The sequence below is a fragment of the Micromonospora sp. NPDC049060 genome, from assembly GCF_040649055.1.
Lineage (GTDB): Bacteria > Actinomycetota > Actinomycetes > Mycobacteriales > Micromonosporaceae > Micromonospora > Micromonospora reichwaldensis.
The window spans coordinates 81797-100369 of sequence record NZ_JBEZEV010000002.1 but is presented as its reverse complement, the minus strand read 5'-3'; the positions used below and the strand labels follow the sequence as shown (position 1 = coordinate 100369).

Below are 18573 nucleotides of genomic sequence, written 5' to 3'. Positions count from 1 at the left end.
GAACGCCGAAGGGCTGGACACGGGGCGCAGCCGCCCGGGCCCGTCGAATCCGCCAGGTCAGCGACGGCGTGGTTGCCGGGTGCGGAGGTAGTCGGAGACGACGTACTCGCCGAGATCCTCCAGGTCGGGGGTGAACATCCGGCCCTTCGAGCGGCGGGCCACGGCGTCGACGAAGCGGCGCAGGCCGGGATCGTCACCGAGCATGAACAGGTTGAGCGTGGCCCCGTAGCGGGTGAGCCGGTCCACCTCGCCCACGGTCGCCGCGATCGTCTCCGGCAGCGGCGGCCAGTGGAACAGCGCCTCCCCGTCGTCCGGGTCCAGGTGGGCGGTCGGCTCCCCGTCGGTGACCACCAGCACCACCGGCTCGGCGTCCGGGTGCCGCCGCAGGTGCCGGGCGGCCAGCCGCAGCGCGTGCTGGAGGTTCGTGCCCTGCCGCAGGTCCGGCTCGACGGCGGCCAGTTCCTGCTGGGTCAGCGGCAGCGCCTCCAGGCCGAAGCCGACGATCTGCAACGCGTCCTGGGGGAACCGGGTGGCCATCAGGTGCGCCAGCGCCAGCGCCGTCTGCTTCATCGGGCCCCACCGGCCCTGGGAGATCATCGAGTAGGAGAGGTCGACGCAGAGCACCACCGCCGCCGAGGCCCGCCGCTCGGTCTCCACCACCTCGAAGTCCTCGACGGCCAGCTGGACCGGCACACCGGAGCCGGCGCGGCGGACCGCCCGGGTCAGCGTCCGCACCACGTCCAGGGGCTGCTCGTCGCCGTACTCCCATGGCCTCGATCCGCCGCTGACCTCGCCGGCGGCGCCCGCCGAGCGCAGGTCGTGCTGGCCGCGCGGCCCGGCCGTCAGGTCCGCGAATACCCGCCGCAGCGCCGTGCCGCCGAGCCGGCGCAGCGCCTTCGGGCTCAGGGTCAGCCCGTCGGCGTCCCGACTCACCCAACCCTGCCGGCGCAGCTCCCGCTCCAGCTCCCGCAGCCGGCGTACGTCGTCGGCGGCGTCGCGGCCCAGCGTCCGGGCCACCGCGTCGACGTCGACGTCGTCCAGGGTGGCGCCCGCATGCTCCTGGTCGAGCTGGTCCAGCAGCTCGTCCAGCTCGGCGATCTCGCCGAGCGCGCCGGCGGCCTCGCCGTAGCCGAGCGGCCGCTCGCCCCGCACCCGCTCGCCCGGGCCCCGGTGCAGGTCGGGGCGGAGCGCCCGGAGGTTGGCGTCCAGCGCGGACAGCTCGCCGGCGAGCCGGTCGCCGAGCGACTGCCGCATCAGGCCGGCCAGCTCCTCACGCTGGCGGTCGGAGAGCGAGCGCATCAGCCGCTCACCGGCGGCCGAGCGCCGGGCCAGCACGTCGACCAACTCGTCGACGTCGGCCGGCTGCTCGGGGAAGAACGCGCCGTGCCGGCGCATGAACTCGGCGAAGGCGTCGGTGGTGTCCTCCGACCGGGCGTGCCGGGCCAGCAGGTCGTTCAGGTCGCGCATCATCTCGGCCAGCCGCTGCTGCGCGGCCGGGTCCGCCGAGGCGCGCACCGCGTCGCGCAGCCCGGCGAAGCGCTGGCCGAGCACGTCGTCGCGCAGCCCGTCGAGGATCCGCTGGTACGTCCGGCGGGCCTCGTCGCTGCTCCACCGGTAGCCGGTCAGCTCCTCCACGGCGCGGGCCGTCGAGCGGGGCAGGTTGTCCAACACCGCCTCGGCGAACCGCGCGTCGTCGCCGTCGCGCCCGCGCAGCTCGTCCCGCTCGGCGGCGAGCGCCTGGTCGAGCAGGGCCCGGGCCCGGGTGACCGCCCCGTCCAGGTCGCCCCGGCGCAACGCCTCCCGGCGCAGCCGCCTGGCCCGGGCGGCGAGGTCGTCGAGTCCGCCGCGCCCCTGGGGCCCCTGCCGCAGCAGGTCCCGCAGCGCCTCCCGGAGACTGCCGCCGGCCAGCACCTCGGCGCCGACGGCGTCCACCGCCCCCCGCACGTCGTACGGGGGCGCGAGCGGGTCGGGGCCGCCCCGCCACTGCCCGTACCGGAACCGGTCGCCGGCCATGCTCAGGCCCGGCCGCCGTAGCGGGTCCGGCCGGAGTCGGTGACGTCCTTGCCGAGCCGGCGGGTCAGGTGCAGCCCCTCCAGGACGAACTCCACGCCGGCCGCGACCTGCTCCGGGGTGGGCGCCTCGCCCAGCCCGAGCCGGTCCAGCGCCTTGGCCAGGCCGGGCACGGTGCCCACCTGGCGCAGCAGCTCGGCGGAGCTGACCAGCTCGCCGGTCTCGATGACGGCGTCCTCGTCGACGAGGGCGGTGAAGCCGGAGAGGTCCAGTCCCGCCAGCCGGGCCCGGAACGTCTCGGCGGTCGCGGTGCGCAGCAGGTGGCCGAGGATCTCGACCTCCCGGCCCTCCTCGCCGCTCTCGAACTCGACCTTGCCGCGCAGAGTGCTGGTCACGGAAACCGCGTCCCCCACCCGCGCGACCGCCGCCTCCGGGCGTACCCCGTCAGCCGGCTCCGTGGCCGCCAGCAGGCCGGCGCGGCGCAGCGCGGTGGCGGCGACCGTCTCGGCGGCGGCGATGGCGAACCGGGCGGAGACTCCCGAACGCGGGTCCACCGACGGCGACTCGCGCACCGCGCGGGCGAACCGCGCCAGCACCTCCAGCACGTGCTCCGGCACCTCGGCGACCAGGTCGGCCTCCTGCCGGATCAGGGCCAGCTCCAGGTCGAGGTCGACCGGGTAGTGGGTACGCACCTCGGCGCCGAAGCGGTCCTTCAGCGGGGTGATGATCCGGCCCCGGTTGGTGTAGTCCTCCGGGTTGGCGCTGGCCACCAGGAACAGGTCCAGCGGCAGCCGCAGCTGGTAGCCGCGGACCTGGATGTCCCGCTCCTCCAGCACGTTGAGCAGCGCCACCTGGATCCGCTCGGCCAGGTCGGGCAGCTCGTTGACGGCGAAGATGCCCCGGTTGGTACGCGGGACGAGACCGAAGTGGATCGTCTCCGGGTCGCCGAGGGTGCGCCCCTGAGCGATCCGGATCGGGTCGACGTCGCCGATCAGGTCGCCGACGCTGGTGTCCGGGGTGGCGAGCTTCTCGCCGTAGCGCATCGAGCGGTGCAGCCACGCCACCGGGAGGTCGTCGCCGGCCTCGGCGACCAGCGCCCGAGAGCCGGGGGTGAGCGGGTGCAGCGGGTGCTCATTGAGCACCGAGCCGGCGATCACCGGGGTCCACTCGTCGAGCAGGCCGACGAGCGAGCGGATGAGCCGGGTCTTGCCCTGGCCCCGCTCGCCGAGCAGCACCATGTCGTGCCCGGCGAGCAGGGCGCGCTCGACCTCGGGCAGCACCGTGTCGTCGTAGCCGACGATGCCGGGGAAGCGGTCGGCGCCGGAACGCATCCGGGCCAGGAGGTTGTCGCGGAGTTCCTGCTTGACCGTGCGGTACGCGTGGCCGGCCGCCCGCAGCGCGCCGAGCGTGCCGGGCAGGTCGGCCGGAGGTGCCGGGGTAACCGGGGAAGGCGCAGTCACCCGACCAACGCTAGCTCACGGGAGCGGGGGTGCCCGGTCCGTCGACCGGGCACCCCCGCCTCAGCCGCGTCCGCAGCTCCGGCAGGTGCCCCGGCGGCGCAGGTGGTACGCGTACGTGGCGACGCCGAGCGCGACGCCCCAGAACGGCCAGAGCAGCATCGGCGCGGTGGCGAGGCTGAACCCGCCGGAGAAGTCCCAGAAGGCGGGGGTGGCGAGCAGGCCGAGACTCGCCGCGGTGACCGCCACCGCCACCAGCGTCGCCGGGACGACGGCCAGCCGGACCGGCACCGGGCGCCCGGCCAGGCCGATCATCCAGCGCGGGAACCGCTCGCCCCACCGCTGCACCAGCCCGAGGGTGAGGACCGCGCCCACCAGGGCGAACGCGCCCAGCCCGGCGCCCGCCCAGACCAGCCCGGAGTCGCGCATCTCGTCGAGGAACGACCGCTCGACGCCGAGCGGGACGCCGACCGCCCAGGCGAGCCGGGTGACCGCGTACAGGGCGGGAACGGTGGCCGCGGTCCAGGCCGCCACGCGCCCCCAGCGGGCGGCAGAGTCGGGTGAGGCCCAGCCGTGGTCGGCGCCGTCGCGCCCGCAGGTCGGGCAGGCGCCCGCGGTGCGCCGCTGCCAGCGCAGCACCGCCCCGGCCAGCAGCACCCCGCCGACCATGGCCGCGCACCGCGCGAACAGCGCCCAGGTGAACACGTCGGCGTAGTCCACCGGCGGCCAGCCGAACGGCGCGCCGACGATCAGGATCGGGAGGTAGCCGAGGATGACCAGCACCTTCACGTCCGGCACGACGACGGCGAGCAGGAACGCGACAGTCCAGGCGTACGCCGACAGCAGCGTGTTCAGCGGTCGGGCCCGGCGGCGGGCCGGGCCGGCCATGGCGAGCGCGGCCACCGCGGCGCCGAGCAGCAGCACGGCGAACAGCGGCGCGCCGACGTCGGTGGGGACCAGCCGGAGCAGGTTGGCCTCGCCGTCGACCGGATCGTTCGCCCCGAACGGGTAGCCGGCACCGGTGACGGCGGAGACCAGGGCGAGCAGCCCCCAGAGGCCGAGCCAGCCGGCGGCCAGCGGGGCGAGCCGGTCCAGCCGGCTCGGGGCCGGGCGATGGGTGGGAACGTTGGTCGTCGTCATGCTTCCCAGCCTCGGCCGGCGGGCCGCGTACGCCCTCCCGTGCGGCGGTGAACCGGCTCCCCCTCGGGAGGGAGCGCTCAGCCCGACGGGGTGACGAACCCCGACTCGTACGCCGCGATCACCGCCTGGGTGCGGTCGCGGACGCCGAGCTTGGCCAGCACGTTGCCGACGTGGGTCTTCACGGTCTCCACCCCGACCACCAGGTGCCCGGCGATCTCCGGGTTGGACAGCCCGGTGGTCATCAGCCGCAGCACCTCGGCCTCCCGTTCGGTGAGCCGGGCGGCCGCCAGCCGGTCGGCGCCCCGCCCCCCGTACGCCCCGGCGAGGCGGCGGATGGCGGCGGGGAAGAGCAGCGACTCGCCCCGCGCGACGACCCGGACCGCCTCCACCACCTCGGCGGGCCGGGCCCGCTTGAGCAGGAACCCGCTCGCTCCGGCGCGGAGCGCGTCGTAGACGTACTCGTCGTTGGCGAACGTCGTCACCACCAGCACCCGGGGCGGGTCGGCGGAGGTGGCGAGCAGCCGCCGGGTGGCCTGGATGCCGTCGATGCCGGGCATCCGCACGTCCATCAGCACCACCCGGGGGCGCAGCCGGGCGACCAGCGGCGGTACCTCCGCGCCGTCGGCGGCCTCGCCGAGCACCCGCAGGTCGGGCTGGGCGTCGAGGATGGCCCGCAGCCCGACCCGGATCAGCTCGTCGTCGTCGACGATCAGCACGCCGGTCGTCGCGGTTCCGGTCGTCATGAGGTCCCCTCGAACGGCAGTCGCACCCGGATGCGCCAGCGGTCGCCGTCCGGCCCGACGGTCAGCCGGCCGCCGAGCAGCAGCACCCGCTCCCGCATCCCGTCCAGGCCCCGGCCGCCCCGCCCCGGGTCGGCGCGGCGGCGCCGGCTGACCGCGTTGTCCAGCTCCAGCTCCAGCGCGTCGGCGTGCACGTCGAGGCGCAGCGTGACCGGTCCCCGCCCGTACCGGGCCGCGTTGGTCAGCCCCTCCTGGACGATCCGGTAGCCCTCCCGGGAGACCGCCGCCGGCAGGTCGGCCGGGTCGCCGGTGCGCCGGGCCTCGACCGGCAGGCCGGCCGCGCGGGTGTCGGCCACCAGCCGGTCCAGGTCGGCCAGCGTACGCTGCGGCGCCGGCGCGGCCCGCCGGCCGTCGGGCTCGCGGAGCAGCCCCAGCACGTGGTCGAGGTCGTCCATGGCGGTCCGCCCGGCCTCCTCGATCGCGCCCAGCGCGCGCCGGACGAACTCCGGGTCCCGGTCGAGCAGCTCGCGGGCGGCCCCGGCCTGGAGGGTGGCGACGGTGAGGGCGTGGCCCACCGAGTCGTGCAGTTCCCGGGCCAGCCGGTTGCGTTCGGCGAGCCGGGCGCTGCGCGCCTCCAGGGCCGCGATCCGTTCCGCCTGGGCCGGACCGAGCAGCACCGGGGCCATCGACACCGCCAGCGCGCCCAGCCCGGCCACGGCGTAGCCGAGCGCCACCAGCACGACGACGCCGGCGAGGGTCAGCCAGCCGGTGTCCCGCCCGTCGAGCGGCCCGAACCGGTCGCCGCCGGTCACGCCGGTGTCGAGCCCGAACTGCTGCCCGATGAAGGCGAGCGCCATCGGCACGGCGCTGAACAGGGCGGCCACCACCAGCCCGCCGCTGACCAGGTGCAGCCCGATCCAGAGCGCCGAGCGCAGCCGGGTCTCCCGGTCGGCGACGTGCCCGGGGGCCGGGTCCGGCAGGTCGACGCCGAGCAGGGTCCGCGCGGCGGCGATCTCCAGTGCCCGGGGGCCGTCGAGGAAGACCGGGACCGCCGCGATGATCGCCGCGACGCCGAGCAGCGCCAGCACCAGCGGCCGGGGGATGTCCGACCGGGTCAGCAGCTGGGCGAAGGCCACCGCCAGCAGCGCGTACGGCAGCGCGAGCACCCCGCCGAGCAGCAGGAACACGCCGCGCCGCCAAGTGCTGCCGGCCGTCAGCGGGGCGAGGACCGTGCGGGGCTTCACCCGCCCATTCTGTCCCGGTCACGCCCCGGGCCGACTCCCCCGCGTCGGGGAGATCGGCGTCCGCGCCGGCGTCCGGTCAGTGGCGGTGTTCGTCGACGTAGCGCTGCGGGTCCTTGTCGGCAAAGGCCAGGTCGCGGCCGAACTTGTGCTCGCCGTGGAAGGTCAGCCAGCGGCGGCCCAGCTCGGCCCGCAGCTCGACGCTCGCGTGCCGGCGGAAGTCGGGCAGCGCCTCGTCCTCCTCCTCGGCGAGGTGCTCGCTGTTCTCCCGGCGGGCGGTACGCACCGCCGCCCACCACTCGTCGGAGCCCACCGGGTGCAGCTTGGACTCGGCGACGGCGTCGCGGATCTTGTTGTGGTCGCCGATCGCGTCGACGGTCTCGGCCTCGCCGTCGTCGCCGTGGCGCACCAGGTGCGGGTAGAGGATCGCCTCCTCCGCCTCGGCGTGCACGTCCAGGTGCAGGGCGAGCGCGTCCCAGATCGCCAGCAGCTCGTGCTCGTCGCGGGCGTCGTCGAGGCGGGCGAAGCCCCGGCGGAAGGCCGCGTGGTCGTCGAGGATCAGCGCGGTGATGTCGTCCATCGGCTCACCTTCCGGCTCGGGCCCGCAGCAGGCGGGGTGCCGCCGCCAGGCCGGTGATCGGGCGGAACTCCTTCGCCGCGCGGGCCAGCGCGGCGTGTTCGTCGTCGGTCAGGTCGATGTCGGCGGCAGCCGCGTTGCGTTCGACCTGTTCCACGCCGGACGCGCCGGGGATGGCCAGCACGTTCGGGTGGCGCAGCAGGTAGGCGAGGGCGATCTGGCTGGGCGTGGCGTCGTGCGCGTCGGCCACCTGCCGCAGGGTCTCGATCAGCGTCGCGCCGCGCTCCAGGTTCTCCGGCAGGAAGTACGGGTTGGCCCGGCGTACCGCCCCGCTCGGCGGGTTCTTCGCGTCGTACCGGCCGGAGAGGAAGCCCTGGGCCAGCGGGCTGTACGCGATGACGACACGGCCGGCCTGCTTCGCGTACGGCAGCAGGTCGTGCTCCGGCCCGCGGTCGACCATGCTGTAGCGGACCTGGTTGCTGAGCACCCGCCGGCCGAGCGCCGCCTCCGCGACCTGCCAGCGGCGCAGGCCGTAGTTGCTGACGCCGACCTCGCCGACCAGCCCGACGTCCTGCAACGCGCGCATGCCGCGCATGGTGGTGTGGTCGGCGACCAGCGGGTTGGCCTGGTGCACCTGGTAGAGGTCGAGGTGGGTGACGCCGAGCCGGGCGGCCGAGGCGACCGCCCGCTGCTGCACCACCGGGGCGACCGGCAGGATCGGGAAGATCTTGGTCGCGAGTACGACCTTCGGCCGGTCGTCGCCGAGCGCCTCGCCGAGGATCCGCTCGCTGCGGCCGAAGCCGTACAGCTCGGCGGTGTCGAAGACGGTGATGCCGAGGTCGACGGCGCGCCGGACGATGTCGGCGGCCCGGCGCTCGTACTCGGGGCCGTAGCCCCACTCCCGGGACCCGAACTGCCAGGTGCCGAGGCCGATCTTGGACAGGGGCTTGGGGGTGTCGAGCGGGACGAAACGCATGGTCCCGAAACTACCCCGGAGTCCGTTGTCGCAGGCCCGTTCGCCGCGCACGCCCGCCACCGGCGGGGATAGGGTCGGTGACCGTGACCTACCTCGCCGCGGATGAGCGCTACGACCAGATGACCTACCGGCGCAGCGGGCGCAGCGGACTGCGGCTGCCCGCCATCTCGCTCGGGCTGTGGCACAACTTCGGCCCCGACCGGCCGTACGAGCGGCAGCGCGACGTCGTCCGCCGCGCCTTCGACCTGGGCGTGACCCACTTCGACCTGGCCAACAACTACGGGCCGCCGCCGGGCTCCGCCGAGGAGAACTTCGGCCGCATGCTCGCCACCGACCTGCGGCCGTACCGGGACGAACTCGTCGTCTCCACGAAGGCCGGCTATCTGATGTGGCCCGGCCCGTACGGCGAGTGGGGCTCCCGCAAGTACCTGGTCTCCTCGCTGGACCAGTCGCTGCGCCGCCTCGGGCTGGACCACGTCGACATCTTCTACTCGCACCGCTTCGACCCGGACACCCCGCTGGAGGAGACGATGGGCGCCCTCGACGCCGTCGTCCGGGCCGGCAAGGCGCTCTACGTCGGCGTCTCCAACTACGACTCCGCGCAGACCGAGCGGGCCGCCGCGATCCTGCGCGACCTGGGTACGCCGCTGCTGATCAACCAGCCGTCGTACTCGATGCTCAACCGCTGGACGGAGAACGACGGCCTGCTGGACACGCTGGAGCGCGTCGGCGCGGGCTGCATCGCGTACAGCCCGCTCGCCCAGGGCCTGCTCACCGACCGCTACCTGGGCGGCATTCCGGCGGACTCCCGGGTGCGCACCAGCGTCTTCCTCAGCGAGAGCGACCTCGGCGAGGAGAAGATGGCCACCATCCGGGCGCTCGGCGCGATCGCCGAGCGGCGCGGCCAGTCACTCGCCCAGCTCGCGCTCGCCTGGGCGCTGCGCGACCCGCGGATGACCAGCGTGATCATCGGGGCGAGCAGCGTGCCGCAGCTGGAGGCGAACGTCGCCGCCCTGGACGACCTGGACCTCGGCGCCGACGAGCTGGCCGAGATCGAGCGCCACCTCGGCTGAGCCGCGGCGGCCTCAGTAGATGTCGGCGTACGGCGACGCCCGGGAGAACGCCCTCAGCACGTCCAGGTCGTAGCCCTCCTCGAAGTTCGTCAGCTCCGTCAGCAGGTCCTCCGGCTCGTACCGGTACCGCCCGGCCCAGGTCTCGAACGACTCGACCTGTGCCGGGTCGGCGGCGCTGAAGCAGCGGTAGCCGCGCGGCGAGTTCCGGATCACCTCGTCGACGGCCGGGGCGAACCGGATGTCGATGTTCCACCGGATGCGGTCCGACACGTTGGGCGTCGAGCGGTGCAGCGTGGTGTCCGTGAAGATCACCACGTCGCCGGGCTCCATCCGGGCGGTGCTGACGGGGCCGTCCCCGACAGCCTCGTCCGACGTGCCGTACTCACCGTTGGGCAGGCGATCGCGGGAGATCCAGCCCCGGGTGTGCGAGCCGGTGACGAACTGGAGGCAGGCGGTGTCCTCGTCGACGGGCACCAGCGGGATCCACACCGACAGCAGCGGCCCGACCGAGGCGTCCCAACCCTTGTAGTAGTAGGCGTCCTGGTGCCAGGCGACCTGCTGGGTGCGGCCGTGGGGGTCGCGCGGCCGGGCGTTCCAGACGCCGTGCGCGTAGACCTCGTCGCCGAGCAGGCTGCGCACCGGGCCGAGCAGCTCGGGGGTACGCCACAGGTCGTACACCGGCCGGCCCACCAGGATCCGCCGCCAGGCGGCCGGCACGCGGACCTGGCTGGACTCGATCAGGCGCAGGTAGCGCTGGTCGTACGGCAGGTCGGCGAAGGTCTCCGTGATCACCCCGCGCTCCTGCCACTGCCGGGCGAGGTGGTCCACGACGCGGCTGAACGAGCCGTGCAGCGCGTCCAGCGTCCCGGTCGGGAGCACGCCCCGCAGGATCAGGTGCCCGTCGCGCCGGAACTGGTCCAGTTGCTCGGCTGTCAACGCGTGGGGGTGGTCCACCATCGGCTCCTTCGCTGGCCGCACGGGATCGAGCCCAACCACCCGGCGGGGGAAAGGCCTCCAGTGGGGCGATCGTGACAGAAGGCACGGTGCGCGACAACGCCTCACTTGTGCGACGGGACCCCTATTCCGAGGGGGACCAGGTCCGGGCCCGAGGAGGACGCCAGCCGACGCCTACCATCCAGGATTGTGATCTCGACCGTGTGGCGGCTGCTCACCCGCCAGATCGATACGAACCCGGCCCAGGACGACGCCGTGCTGCGCGAGGCGTGCACGCAGGCGCGGTACGGCTCCGACAGCGAATCCGCCCGGAAGGCTCTGGCTGCCACCCGCGGTGACCACGACCGTCGGGCGCGGTACGTCCGCGTCATGGCCGAGTCGACCGCCGGTGGGCTTGGCTCCCGGGTCGACCCCGCGACCGGCCGGGTCGACACCTCGGCCGCCTGGACCGACCGCTGGGCGGCGCGCACGCCCACCAGTCCGGATGCGCAACTCGTACGTGCCCGGTCCCTGGTGGCACGAGCCTGGGAGGTGCGCGGCGGGGACTGGGCCGCCAGCGTCCGCCCGGCGCAGTGGACCGAGTTCAACCGCCTGCTGCAACTGGCCCGGCAGGTGAACGATCTGGCGATGCGGCTCGCCCCCGAGGACCCCACGCCGTACGTGAACCTGTTGGACCTGATGATCGGCCAGAGCACGCCCCGGGAGGACGTCGAGGAGACGTGGCGTGAGCTGACCCGGCGCGACCCCTGGCATCGGGAGGGGCACATGCTCAAGCTGACCTACCACTGCAGGAAGTGGAGCGGCTCGCACGAGGCGATGTTCGGCTTCGCCCGGTCGGTCGCCGCCGCGGCCCCTGCGGGCTCGCCGCTGCACGTGCTGCCGGTACAGGCCGCCGCCGAGTGGGCGCTGTGGGAGCAGGAGCGCGCATCCCAGGGCAGCGCCGCCGGTGAGGTCAGCGAGCGGTGGCGGCAGGACCCGGTCATGCAGTCGGATCTCGACAACGCGCTGTCCCGGTGGTTCCACCAGCCGGCCACCCGGCACGCCGACTGGCTGAACGACGCGAACATCCTGGCGTACGGGTTGGCGCGCACCGGCCGCGACGCCGACGCCGCGCCGGTCTTCGCCTCGATCGGCCGGTACGTGACAGGCGTTCCGTGGGCCTGGTGGGACCGCGTACGCGGAGACACCGCCTTCATGCAGGCCCGCCGCCGCGCCCGGCGCGCCGCCTGACCGGCCGGAGAACGAATCAGCGGCCTGGTCGAATCGCTCTCGACCAGGCCGCTGACCTGTAAAACAAGGGTGGAGCCGAGGGGACTCGAACCCCTGACCCCCACACTGCCAGTGTGGTGCGCTACCAGCTGCGCCACGGCCCCTTGCCTCGTCCCGGTCACCCGGGCACGAGAGAACTATACACAGCGACCGCCGCATGGTCATCTCGCGGGGGCCCACCCCACGCGGCTCAGTTGAGCGCCACGTCCGGCGGGAAGTGCGCGACCGCCGCCATCATGCCGCCCTGGCGGCGCAGCACCATCGGCCACAGGTCGTCCGGCCGGTCCACGAAGGCGTCGCCGGGCAGCGCGTCCAGCACGAACCAGGAGCCGTCCTCGATCTCCTGCTCCAACTGCCCCGTGCCCCAGCCGGAGTAGCCGGCGAAGACCCGGATGCCGGTGATGCCCTCCCGCAGCGGCCCCGGGTCGACGGAGAGGTCGAGGGTCCCGACCGCCCCGGAGACCTGGTGGAATCCCCTGAGCCGCTGCACCGGGTGGCGCATCCGGGCCAGGCAGATCGCCGAGTCGGGCTGCACGGGGCCACCCTCGAAGAGCACCGCCGGGTCGCGGGCCAGGTCGCTCCAGTCGCCGAGCACGTCGGCGACCGGCACCTCGGTGGCCCGGTTGAGCACCACGCCGAGGGCGCCGCCGGGCTCGTGCGCCACCAGCAGCACCACCGTACGGTCGAAGTTCGGGTCCTTCAGCGCCGGCGTCGCGACCAGCAGCCGCCCGGTCATCGACCCCGTCGCCCGCCCGCCGATCGCCTGCCCCTCTCCCTGCATGCCGGACACCCGTCAGACCGACCGGACCGGGACGCCCGGGGGCACCGGTGTCATCCGCGCTGTGAACGCCATGCCTGGCACCATAGCCTGCCCCCGGGGCGGTGGCTAAGGTCTGACGTGCGGTAGATCGGCGGACACGAGGGAGGGCCGATGGGTCCCACGGTTGAACTCGCGGTGATCGGCGGTTCGGGGCTCTACGCGTTGCTCGACAACGCGACCGAGCACGTGGTGGAGACGCCCTTCGGGCCGCCGTCCGACGCCGTGACGATCGCCGAGGTCAGCGGCCGGCGGGTGGCGTTCCTGCCCCGCCACGGCCGGGACCACCGCCACCCGCCGCACCTGATCCCCTACCGGGCCAACCTCTGGGCGCTGCGCTCCCTCGGCGTACGCCAGGTGCTCGCCCCCTGCGCCGTGGGCGGCCTGCGGCCGGATCTCGGGCCGGGCACGTTCGTGGTGCCCGACCAGCTGATCGACCGCACCAGCGGACGGCCGCAGACCTACTACGACCGGGGCGCGGTGCACGTCTCCTTCGCCGACCCGTACTGCCCCTCGGGCCGGCGTACGCTGCTGGCCGCCGCGGCCGGCCGGGACGTGCCCGCGGTGGACGGCGGGACGGTGGTGGTGGTCGAGGGCCCGCGCTTCTCCACCCGTGCCGAGTCGCGGTGGTACGCCTCGATCGGCGGCACGGTGGTCAACATGACCGGCCACCCGGAGGCGGTGCTGGCCCGCGAGCTGGCCCTGTGCTACTCCTCGATCGCCCTGGTCACCGACCTCGACGCGGGCGTGGAGGGCGGCGGCGCGGTGACGCAGGAGGAGGTGTTCCGGGTCTTCGGGGAGAACACCGACCGGCTGCGGGGCCTGCTGCTGGCGGCCGTCGCCGCACTGCCGGCCGAGCGGGACTGCGCCTGCGGGCACGCGCTGGACGGCATCACCCTCCCCTTCGCGCTCCCCTGAGGTGAAGGAAGGGCACCTTCCTTACACCTGGAGCAGCGGCGAAAAGCCCTAGTCGCCTGAGTCGTCCGGATAGATTCAGAGGCGATGGCTACGGTCCGCGACACCACGTACGACCTGCTCCGGGCCCTCGGCCTGACCACGGTCTTCGGCAACCCCGGCTCCACGGAGGAGCCGTTCCTGCGCGACTTCCCGGACGACTTCCACTACGTGCTCGCCCTGCACGAGGCGTCGGCCGTCGGCATGGCGGACGGCTACGCGCAGGCCACCGGCGGGGCGGCGCACGTCAACCTGCACACCGCCCCCGGCACGGGCAACGGCATGGGCAACCTGGTCACCGCGTGGCACAACCGCACCCCGCTGATCGTCACCGCCGGCCAGCAGACCCGGGAGATGCTGCTGATCGAGCCCCGGCTGGCCAGCCGGCGGGCCACCGAACTGCCCCAGCCGTACGTGAAGTGGAGCCACGAGCCGGTCCGCGCGCAGGACGTCCCGGCGGCGTTGATGCGGGCGTACGCGACGGCGGTGCAGCCGCCCGCCGGGCCGGTCTTCCTCTCGCTGCCCCTCGACGACTGGGCGCAGCCGGCCGACCCGCCACCGCCGGTGCGGACGGTGGCGACCCGGTTCGCGCCCGACCCGCGCCGGCTGCGCGAGTTCGCCGCCGTGCTGGCCGCCAGCCGCGCGCCCGCGCTGGTGCTCGGCGCGGCCGTGGACCGGGCCGACGGCTGGCCCGCCGCCGTGGCGCTGGCGGAGCGGCTCGCCGCGCCGGTCTGGTCGGCGCCCGCGCCGGAGCGGGCCGCCTTTCCCGAGGACCACCCGCACTTCCGGGGGGTGCTCCCGTTCGCGATGGGGCCGCTCTCGGAGGCGCTGGACGGGCACGACACGGTGCTGGTGGTCGGCGCTCCGGTGTTCCGCTACTACCCGCACGTGCCGGGCGACCACCTGCCCGCCGGGGCCCGCCTGCTGCACGTCACCGACGACCCGGACGAGGCCGCCCGCGCGCCGGTGGGCGACAGCCTGCTCGCCGACGCCGGGCTGGCCCTGGCCGCCCTGGTCGACCTGCTCCCGGCGGTGGACCGGCCGGCGCCGCCGGCGCGCCCCGATCCGCCCCCGCCGGCGGACGGGCTGCCGTTGGCCCCGGACGCCCTCTTCGCGGCCCTGGCCCGGCACTGGCCGGCCGACGGGATCCTGGTCCAGGAGTCGCCGTCCAGCCTGCCGGCGCTGCGCCGCCGGCTGCGCGCCACCCGCCCCGGGTCGTACTTCACGATGGCCAGCGGCGGCCTCGGGTACGGCCTGCCGGCGGCGGTCGGCATCGCGCTCGCGCAGCGCGACACCGGCCGGGGACGGCCGGTGGTCGCGGTGATCGGGGACGGCTCGTTCCACTACTCGGTGCAGGCGCTCTGGACCGCCGCGCGGCTGCGCCTGCCGCTGGTCGTGGTGGTGCCGGTCAACCAGCAGTACGCGATCCTGAAGGCCTTCGCCGAATTCAAGGACACCCCGGGGGTGCCCGGGCTGGACCTGCCGGGGCTGGACATCACCGCGATCGCCCGGGGCTACGGCTGCACGGCCACCGTCGTGGAGACCCCGGAGCAGCTCGGCGACGCCCTGGCCGCCGGCCTGCGCGCCGACGGCCCGACGGTGCTGCCGGTGCCGGTCAGCACCGAGGTGCCCCGCCTCCTGTGAGCCGCCACCCGGTAGCCCCCGTCAGCGCGTCGCGAGGCGCAGCGGCGCGCCGGTGAGCACGTCGAGGATCGGCCGGTCGCCCAGCGGCGCCTTCAGCGTGGCGGTGACCGGTTCCATCTTCAGCATCGCGTTGCACACGCCGGTGGCGCGGATCACGCTGCCGCCCACCACCACGACGTCGTCGCGCTCCTGCACCATCGGGGTGATTGCGGTGTCGCAGCTGCCCACGCCGAGCCGCCAGGTCAGCTCGGTGCCGTTGACGGACTGGACGTCCTGTGCGCCGACCAGCCCCTCCGGGGCCGGTTGGGCGGGCGGGGCGGGCTCGGGCGGGGCGGTGACGGCCTGCGGCGCCACGGCGAGTCGGGCCACCGGCGCGGTGATCTCCTCGACGGTGAACAGCCACGCCGGCACCTGCGCCTCGCCCCGGCTGGTGCGCACCGGCGCGGTGCCCAGCTTCACGGCCGTGACCGTCAGCGGGACGCAGGCGGTCTGCGAGTTGCTGCTCACCGGGCCGTCCGGGCCCGGCTCGATGGTGGGGCCGCCACCGGGGAGCTTCGTCCCGGGGTCCTTGGGGCGGCCGTCGCACGGCGGCGGGTCGCCCTGGTCCAGCTGCCCGTACGCGGTGGCGGCGCTGACCAGCGGGACGGTAAGCGTGCCGTCCGGGAACGTGATGGTGCCGTCGGCGGGCTGCGCGACGGGCATGTCGACCTGGTCGCGGTACCAGCCGTTGAGAAAGGCGATCTTGGTCTCCCCGGTGAAGCCCGGGTCGCCGACGAGCACCGTCGGGTCCTGCATCGGCACGTAACCGGACTTCCACGCCGGAAGCGGTCGCCACGAGTCGGCCACCTCGGTGGCCCGCTGGGCGAAGGCGTCGCGACGGGGGTCGGAGTCGACCGGGTCGACGGCCGGGTCGGAGCCGGCCGGCGCGCACCCGGCGACGATCATCAACAGCGGAAGGCCCAGCAGGGCGGCGGTACGGCGCATGTGGGTTGGACGTGGGTACGCCCACACCGGTTCCCCCTGGTCAGGTCTCTCCGCCGAGATCCGTCTCGTACGCCTCCCAGAGCAGGTCCGCGCCGCGCTGCCGATGCCGGGCGAGGGCCCGCAGCAGGTGCGCGGCCCGGTTGAGGAGGTCGTCGAGCGAGGCGTCCGGCAGCTCCGCCGCCTGCTGGAGGGCGCTCAGCCCGGCGGTGATGGCGACGTGCTCCCGGGCCAGCAGGCGCACCCCGCGTTCCAGCCGGGGCGCTTGGCCGAGCACCTCGGCGTAGAGGCCGGCGGGCCCCTCGGTGACCCGGACGTGCTCCGTGAAGCCCCGCCGCACGGGGCCGAGCCCCACGAGGAAACGTTCCCGCCAGCGCGGCCCGGCCGGCGCGACGGCCAGCGCCCGGGCGAGCGGGTGCAGGTCCCCGGGCGGGGTGCCGGGGAGCCGGCGCGCGGCGCGCGGCCGGAGCCCTCCGGGCGGGGTGGGCGGCTGCTGGATCGGACCGGTGACCATGGGCACCTCCCGCGTCGCGTCTGACCGCGTACAGCGATGGTGGACCCGCGCGTCCGCCCTGTCCAGAGGCGGGACGGACCTCATCGGTCCCATCCGCCCCTCCTGTCCCGTGCGACCCGGCCGCCCCAGGGCCGACCGGTCCGGACACGACGATGCGCCCCGGTCCGGTGGACCGGGGCGCATCGTCTGGTGGTGGAGGTGCCGGGAATCGAACCCGGGTCCTTCGCCGGTTTGTCAGGGCTTCTCCGAGCGCAGCTCGCTGTGCCTCTACTCGGCCCCACCGCTCACGCGAGCAAGTTGGTGTGACGGGCCCAGTCGCTGATTGATCTCGCCGCACGGACCCCGCGACCGGGTCCGATTGGCCAGCCTTCTAGCTGATGCCGGCTAACTGGGTCGAAGGCGCTCCCAGGCCGACAGACTCACTACTCGCCTCAGGCGGCGAGAGCGAAGTCAGCGCGATTGTTCTTGGCGCTTATTGGTTTCCGACGACCGATTCTCGAGACGACGTCGGCTTCCTCGGCTCGCTTCCCCTGTCGCTGCGTACGAAGTCGAAACCAGTCACCCCCTCGACAGGCCGCCAATGTGGCGGCACTGACAAGCGTAACGCCTCCCGCAACGGGTTTCATCCCGAGCCCCCGGCGGGCGCGCCGGACCGGACAGGACGGACATCTCAGTCGTCCATGCCCTTGCCACGCCGGCCGGCGACCCGGGCGATCTCCCGGTCCGCGTCCCGCTTGGCGAGGTCCTGCCGCTTGTCGTACGACTTCTTGCCCTTCGCCAGGGCGATCTCCACCTTGGCCCAGCCGTCGGAGAAGTAGACCTGCAACGGCACCATGGTCAGGCCGCCCTCGCGGGTCTTGCCGATCAGCCGGTCGATCTCCAGCCGGTTGAGCAGCAGCTTGCGGGTCCGCCGGGGCTCGTGGTTGGTCCAGGTGCCCTGCGTGTACTCGGGAATGTGCATCCCGTGCAGGTAGAGCTCGCCGTTGCGCTCCTGCGCGAACGCGTCGACCAGCGACGCGCGCCCGGCCCGCAGCGACTTGACCTCGGTGCCGGTCAACGCCATGCCCGCCTCGTAGGTGTCGAGGATCGCGTAGTCGTGCCGGGCCTTCTTGTTGGAGGCGACGACCTTGCGTCCCTTTTCCCGTGGCATCGGCGCCACCCCCTTCCGGTGATCCGCGCCGGACGTGACCGGCCGCGGGGCGGAGATCATGCTACCCGAACGGCAACGGCCCTCCCGCGCCGTTTGTTCCTGGCGCGGGAGGGCCGTCGTCGAGCCGTACGGGCGTCAGACCCGCAGGTAGAAGCGGAGCGTGACCCAGGCGGTGATCGCGCTGACCAGGCCACCGACGCCGGCCATCAGCGGGAACATGAACAGGATGTCGCCCCAGCTGATCGGCGAGAGCAGGCCCTGCAGCGCCTGGAGCGACCCGTCGAAGAGCAGGTACTTGGCCGCGATGAGGGCCACCAGGCCGAGCAACGAGCCGATCAGGCCGGCGACCACGGCCTCCAGTACGAACGGCGCCTGGATGAACCAGTTCGACGCGCCGACCAGTTTCATGACCGCGACCTCACGCCGCTTGCTGTACGCGGCCACCTGGATCGTGTTGGCGACCAGGAGCAGGGCGGCGACGGCCATCACGATCGCGGCGGCCAGGGCGATGTTCTGGATCGCGGTGAGGATGTCGAAGATCTTGTCCAGCAGCCGGCTCTGGTCGACGATCTCGTCGACGCCCTCGACTTCCTTGTACTGGTCGTAGATGTTCTTGTACTGCTCCGGGTTGTTCAGCTTCAGCCGGAACGACTCGGGCAGGCTGTCCGCCTTGACGGCGCTGAGCAGGTCCGGAGCGTCCTGGAACATCTCCTGGAAGCGCTTGTACGCCTCGTCCTTGTTGACGTAGAGGACCTCCTTGACCAGCGGGTCGCCCTTCAGCTGGGTTTCCAACGCGCCGCGCTGCTCAGGGCTCACCTCCTGGGTGAGGAAGATCGAGACCTCGATGTTCTTGTAGTAGAGGTCCTTCATGTCGTCGACCTGGCGGTACATGAGACCGCTGGCGCCGAGCATGGTCAGCGAGACCGCCATCGTGATGATCATCGCGATGGTCATGGTCACGTTGCGCCACAGTCCGACCAGTACCTCGGACAGGACGTATTTCACGCGCATCGGGATTTCCTCCGGGTCTCCGGCATGAGGTGTTCGTCGTCAGGCTGCGCAGGGGTGGCGTCGAC

17 protein-coding genes, 1 tRNA gene and 1 other RNA gene are annotated in these 18573 nt (G+C 74.0%); 4 read left to right on the top strand and 15 right to left on the bottom strand.

Translation table 11 applies throughout. The annotated features are described in order from the left end of the window. Nucleotides 1–57: 57 nt before the first annotated feature. From AB0B83_RS01505 to AB0B83_RS01475, 7 genes are all read right to left on the bottom strand, one after another. A complete protein-coding gene (locus AB0B83_RS01505; protein ID WP_151455162.1) occupies nt 58–2013 on the bottom strand; it encodes a VWA domain-containing protein in 1956 nt (651 codons plus the stop codon). Between the two features lie 2 nt (nt 2014–2015). Beyond that, on the bottom strand, nt 2016–3470 hold the full coding sequence (locus AB0B83_RS01500) for a magnesium chelatase (RefSeq protein ID WP_357576482.1): 1455 nt from the start codon (nt 3468–3470) through the stop codon (nt 2016–2018). Nucleotides 3471–3530: 60 nt separating this feature from the next. Next, nucleotides 3531–4607 (bottom strand): hypothetical protein, encoded by a 1077-nt coding sequence (locus tag AB0B83_RS01495; protein ID WP_357576481.1) that lies wholly within the window; start codon nt 4605–4607, stop codon nt 3531–3533. A gap of 77 nt (nt 4608–4684) precedes the next feature. Further along, on the bottom strand, nt 4685–5350 hold the full coding sequence (locus tag AB0B83_RS01490) for a response regulator transcription factor (RefSeq protein WP_357576480.1): 666 nt from the start codon (nt 5348–5350) through the stop codon (nt 4685–4687). Beyond that, a complete protein-coding gene (locus AB0B83_RS01485) occupies nt 5347–6591 on the bottom strand; it encodes a histidine kinase (protein WP_357576479.1) in 1245 nt (414 codons plus the stop codon). Before AB0B83_RS01485 ends, AB0B83_RS01490 begins: the two co-directional genes overlap by 4 nt. A 76-nt stretch (nt 6592–6667) precedes the next feature. Then, a complete protein-coding gene (locus tag AB0B83_RS01480) occupies nt 6668–7168 on the bottom strand; it encodes a hemerythrin domain-containing protein (RefSeq protein ID WP_357576478.1) in 501 nt (166 codons plus the stop codon). 4 nt (nt 7169–7172) lie between these two features. Continuing rightward, a complete protein-coding gene (locus AB0B83_RS01475; protein ID WP_357576477.1) occupies nt 7173–8141 on the bottom strand; it encodes an aldo/keto reductase in 969 nt (322 codons plus the stop codon). Between the two features lie 77 nt (nt 8142–8218). Here AB0B83_RS01475 and mgrA point away from each other — a divergent pair, with 77 nt between their 5' ends. After that, nucleotides 8219–9214 (top strand): L-glyceraldehyde 3-phosphate reductase, encoded by a 996-nt coding sequence (gene mgrA / locus AB0B83_RS01470; protein WP_357576476.1) that lies wholly within the window; start codon nt 8219–8221, stop codon nt 9212–9214. Nucleotides 9215–9226: 12 nt separating this feature from the next. Here the strand turns inward: mgrA and AB0B83_RS01465 are convergent, their stop codons facing one another. Beyond that, on the bottom strand, nt 9227–10168 hold the full coding sequence (locus tag AB0B83_RS01465; protein ID WP_357576475.1) for a phytanoyl-CoA dioxygenase family protein: 942 nt from the start codon (nt 10166–10168) through the stop codon (nt 9227–9229). Nucleotides 10169–10357: 189 nt separating this feature from the next. Between AB0B83_RS01465 and AB0B83_RS01460 the strand changes: the two genes are divergently transcribed. Next, complete coding sequence (locus AB0B83_RS01460; protein ID WP_357576474.1) at nt 10358–11398, top strand: DUF4034 domain-containing protein; 1041 nt, start codon at nt 10358–10360, stop codon at nt 11396–11398. 70 nt (nt 11399–11468) lie between these two features. On the opposite strand, the gene AB0B83_RS01455 is transcribed toward AB0B83_RS01460, so the two are convergent. Continuing rightward, nucleotides 11469–11541: transfer RNA gene (locus AB0B83_RS01455), tRNA-Ala, on the bottom strand. Between the two features lie 86 nt (nt 11542–11627). Continuing rightward, nucleotides 11628–12218, bottom strand: coding sequence for a YqgE/AlgH family protein (locus tag AB0B83_RS01450; protein WP_089001872.1), 591 nt, complete (start codon nt 12216–12218; stop codon nt 11628–11630). 150 nt (nt 12219–12368) lie between these two features. On the opposite strand from AB0B83_RS01450, the gene AB0B83_RS01445 reads away from it, so the two are divergent. After that, entirely contained in the window at nt 12369–13172 is an 804-nt protein-coding gene (locus AB0B83_RS01445; protein ID WP_357576473.1) for an S-methyl-5'-thioadenosine phosphorylase, read from the top strand. A gap of 84 nt (nt 13173–13256) precedes the next feature. Then, nucleotides 13257–14852, top strand: a complete 1596-nt coding sequence (mdlC, locus tag AB0B83_RS01440; RefSeq protein ID WP_357576472.1) for a benzoylformate decarboxylase — start codon at nt 13257–13259, stop codon at nt 14850–14852. A gap of 21 nt (nt 14853–14873) precedes the next feature. On the opposite strand, the gene AB0B83_RS01435 is transcribed toward mdlC, so the two are convergent. The 5 genes from AB0B83_RS01435 to ftsX all read right to left on the bottom strand — a co-directional run bounded on the left by AB0B83_RS01435 (nt 14874) and on the right by ftsX (nt 18508). Further along, complete coding sequence (locus tag AB0B83_RS01435) at nt 14874–15836, bottom strand: hypothetical protein (protein WP_357576471.1); 963 nt, start codon at nt 15834–15836, stop codon at nt 14874–14876. A 40-nt stretch (nt 15837–15876) separates the two neighbouring features. Beyond that, the gene (locus AB0B83_RS01430; RefSeq protein WP_357576470.1) at nt 15877–16347 is read right to left on the bottom strand and encodes a hypothetical protein; all 471 of its coding nucleotides are present in this window, start codon (nt 16345–16347) and stop codon (nt 15877–15879) included. 190 nt (nt 16348–16537) lie between these two features. Continuing rightward, nucleotides 16538–16913: a transfer-messenger RNA gene (gene ssrA / locus AB0B83_RS01425) on the bottom strand. Nucleotides 16914–17017: 104 nt separating this feature from the next. Then, nucleotides 17018–17497 carry an SsrA-binding protein SmpB gene (gene smpB / locus AB0B83_RS01420; protein ID WP_088964850.1) on the bottom strand — a complete coding sequence of 160 codons (480 nt, stop codon included), beginning with the start codon at nt 17495–17497 and terminating at the stop codon, nt 17018–17020. Nucleotides 17498–17632: 135 nt separating this feature from the next. Continuing rightward, on the bottom strand, nt 17633–18508 hold the full coding sequence (ftsX, locus tag AB0B83_RS01415) for a permease-like cell division protein FtsX (protein ID WP_357576469.1): 876 nt from the start codon (nt 18506–18508) through the stop codon (nt 17633–17635). Between the last annotated feature and the right edge of the window lie 65 nt (nt 18509–18573).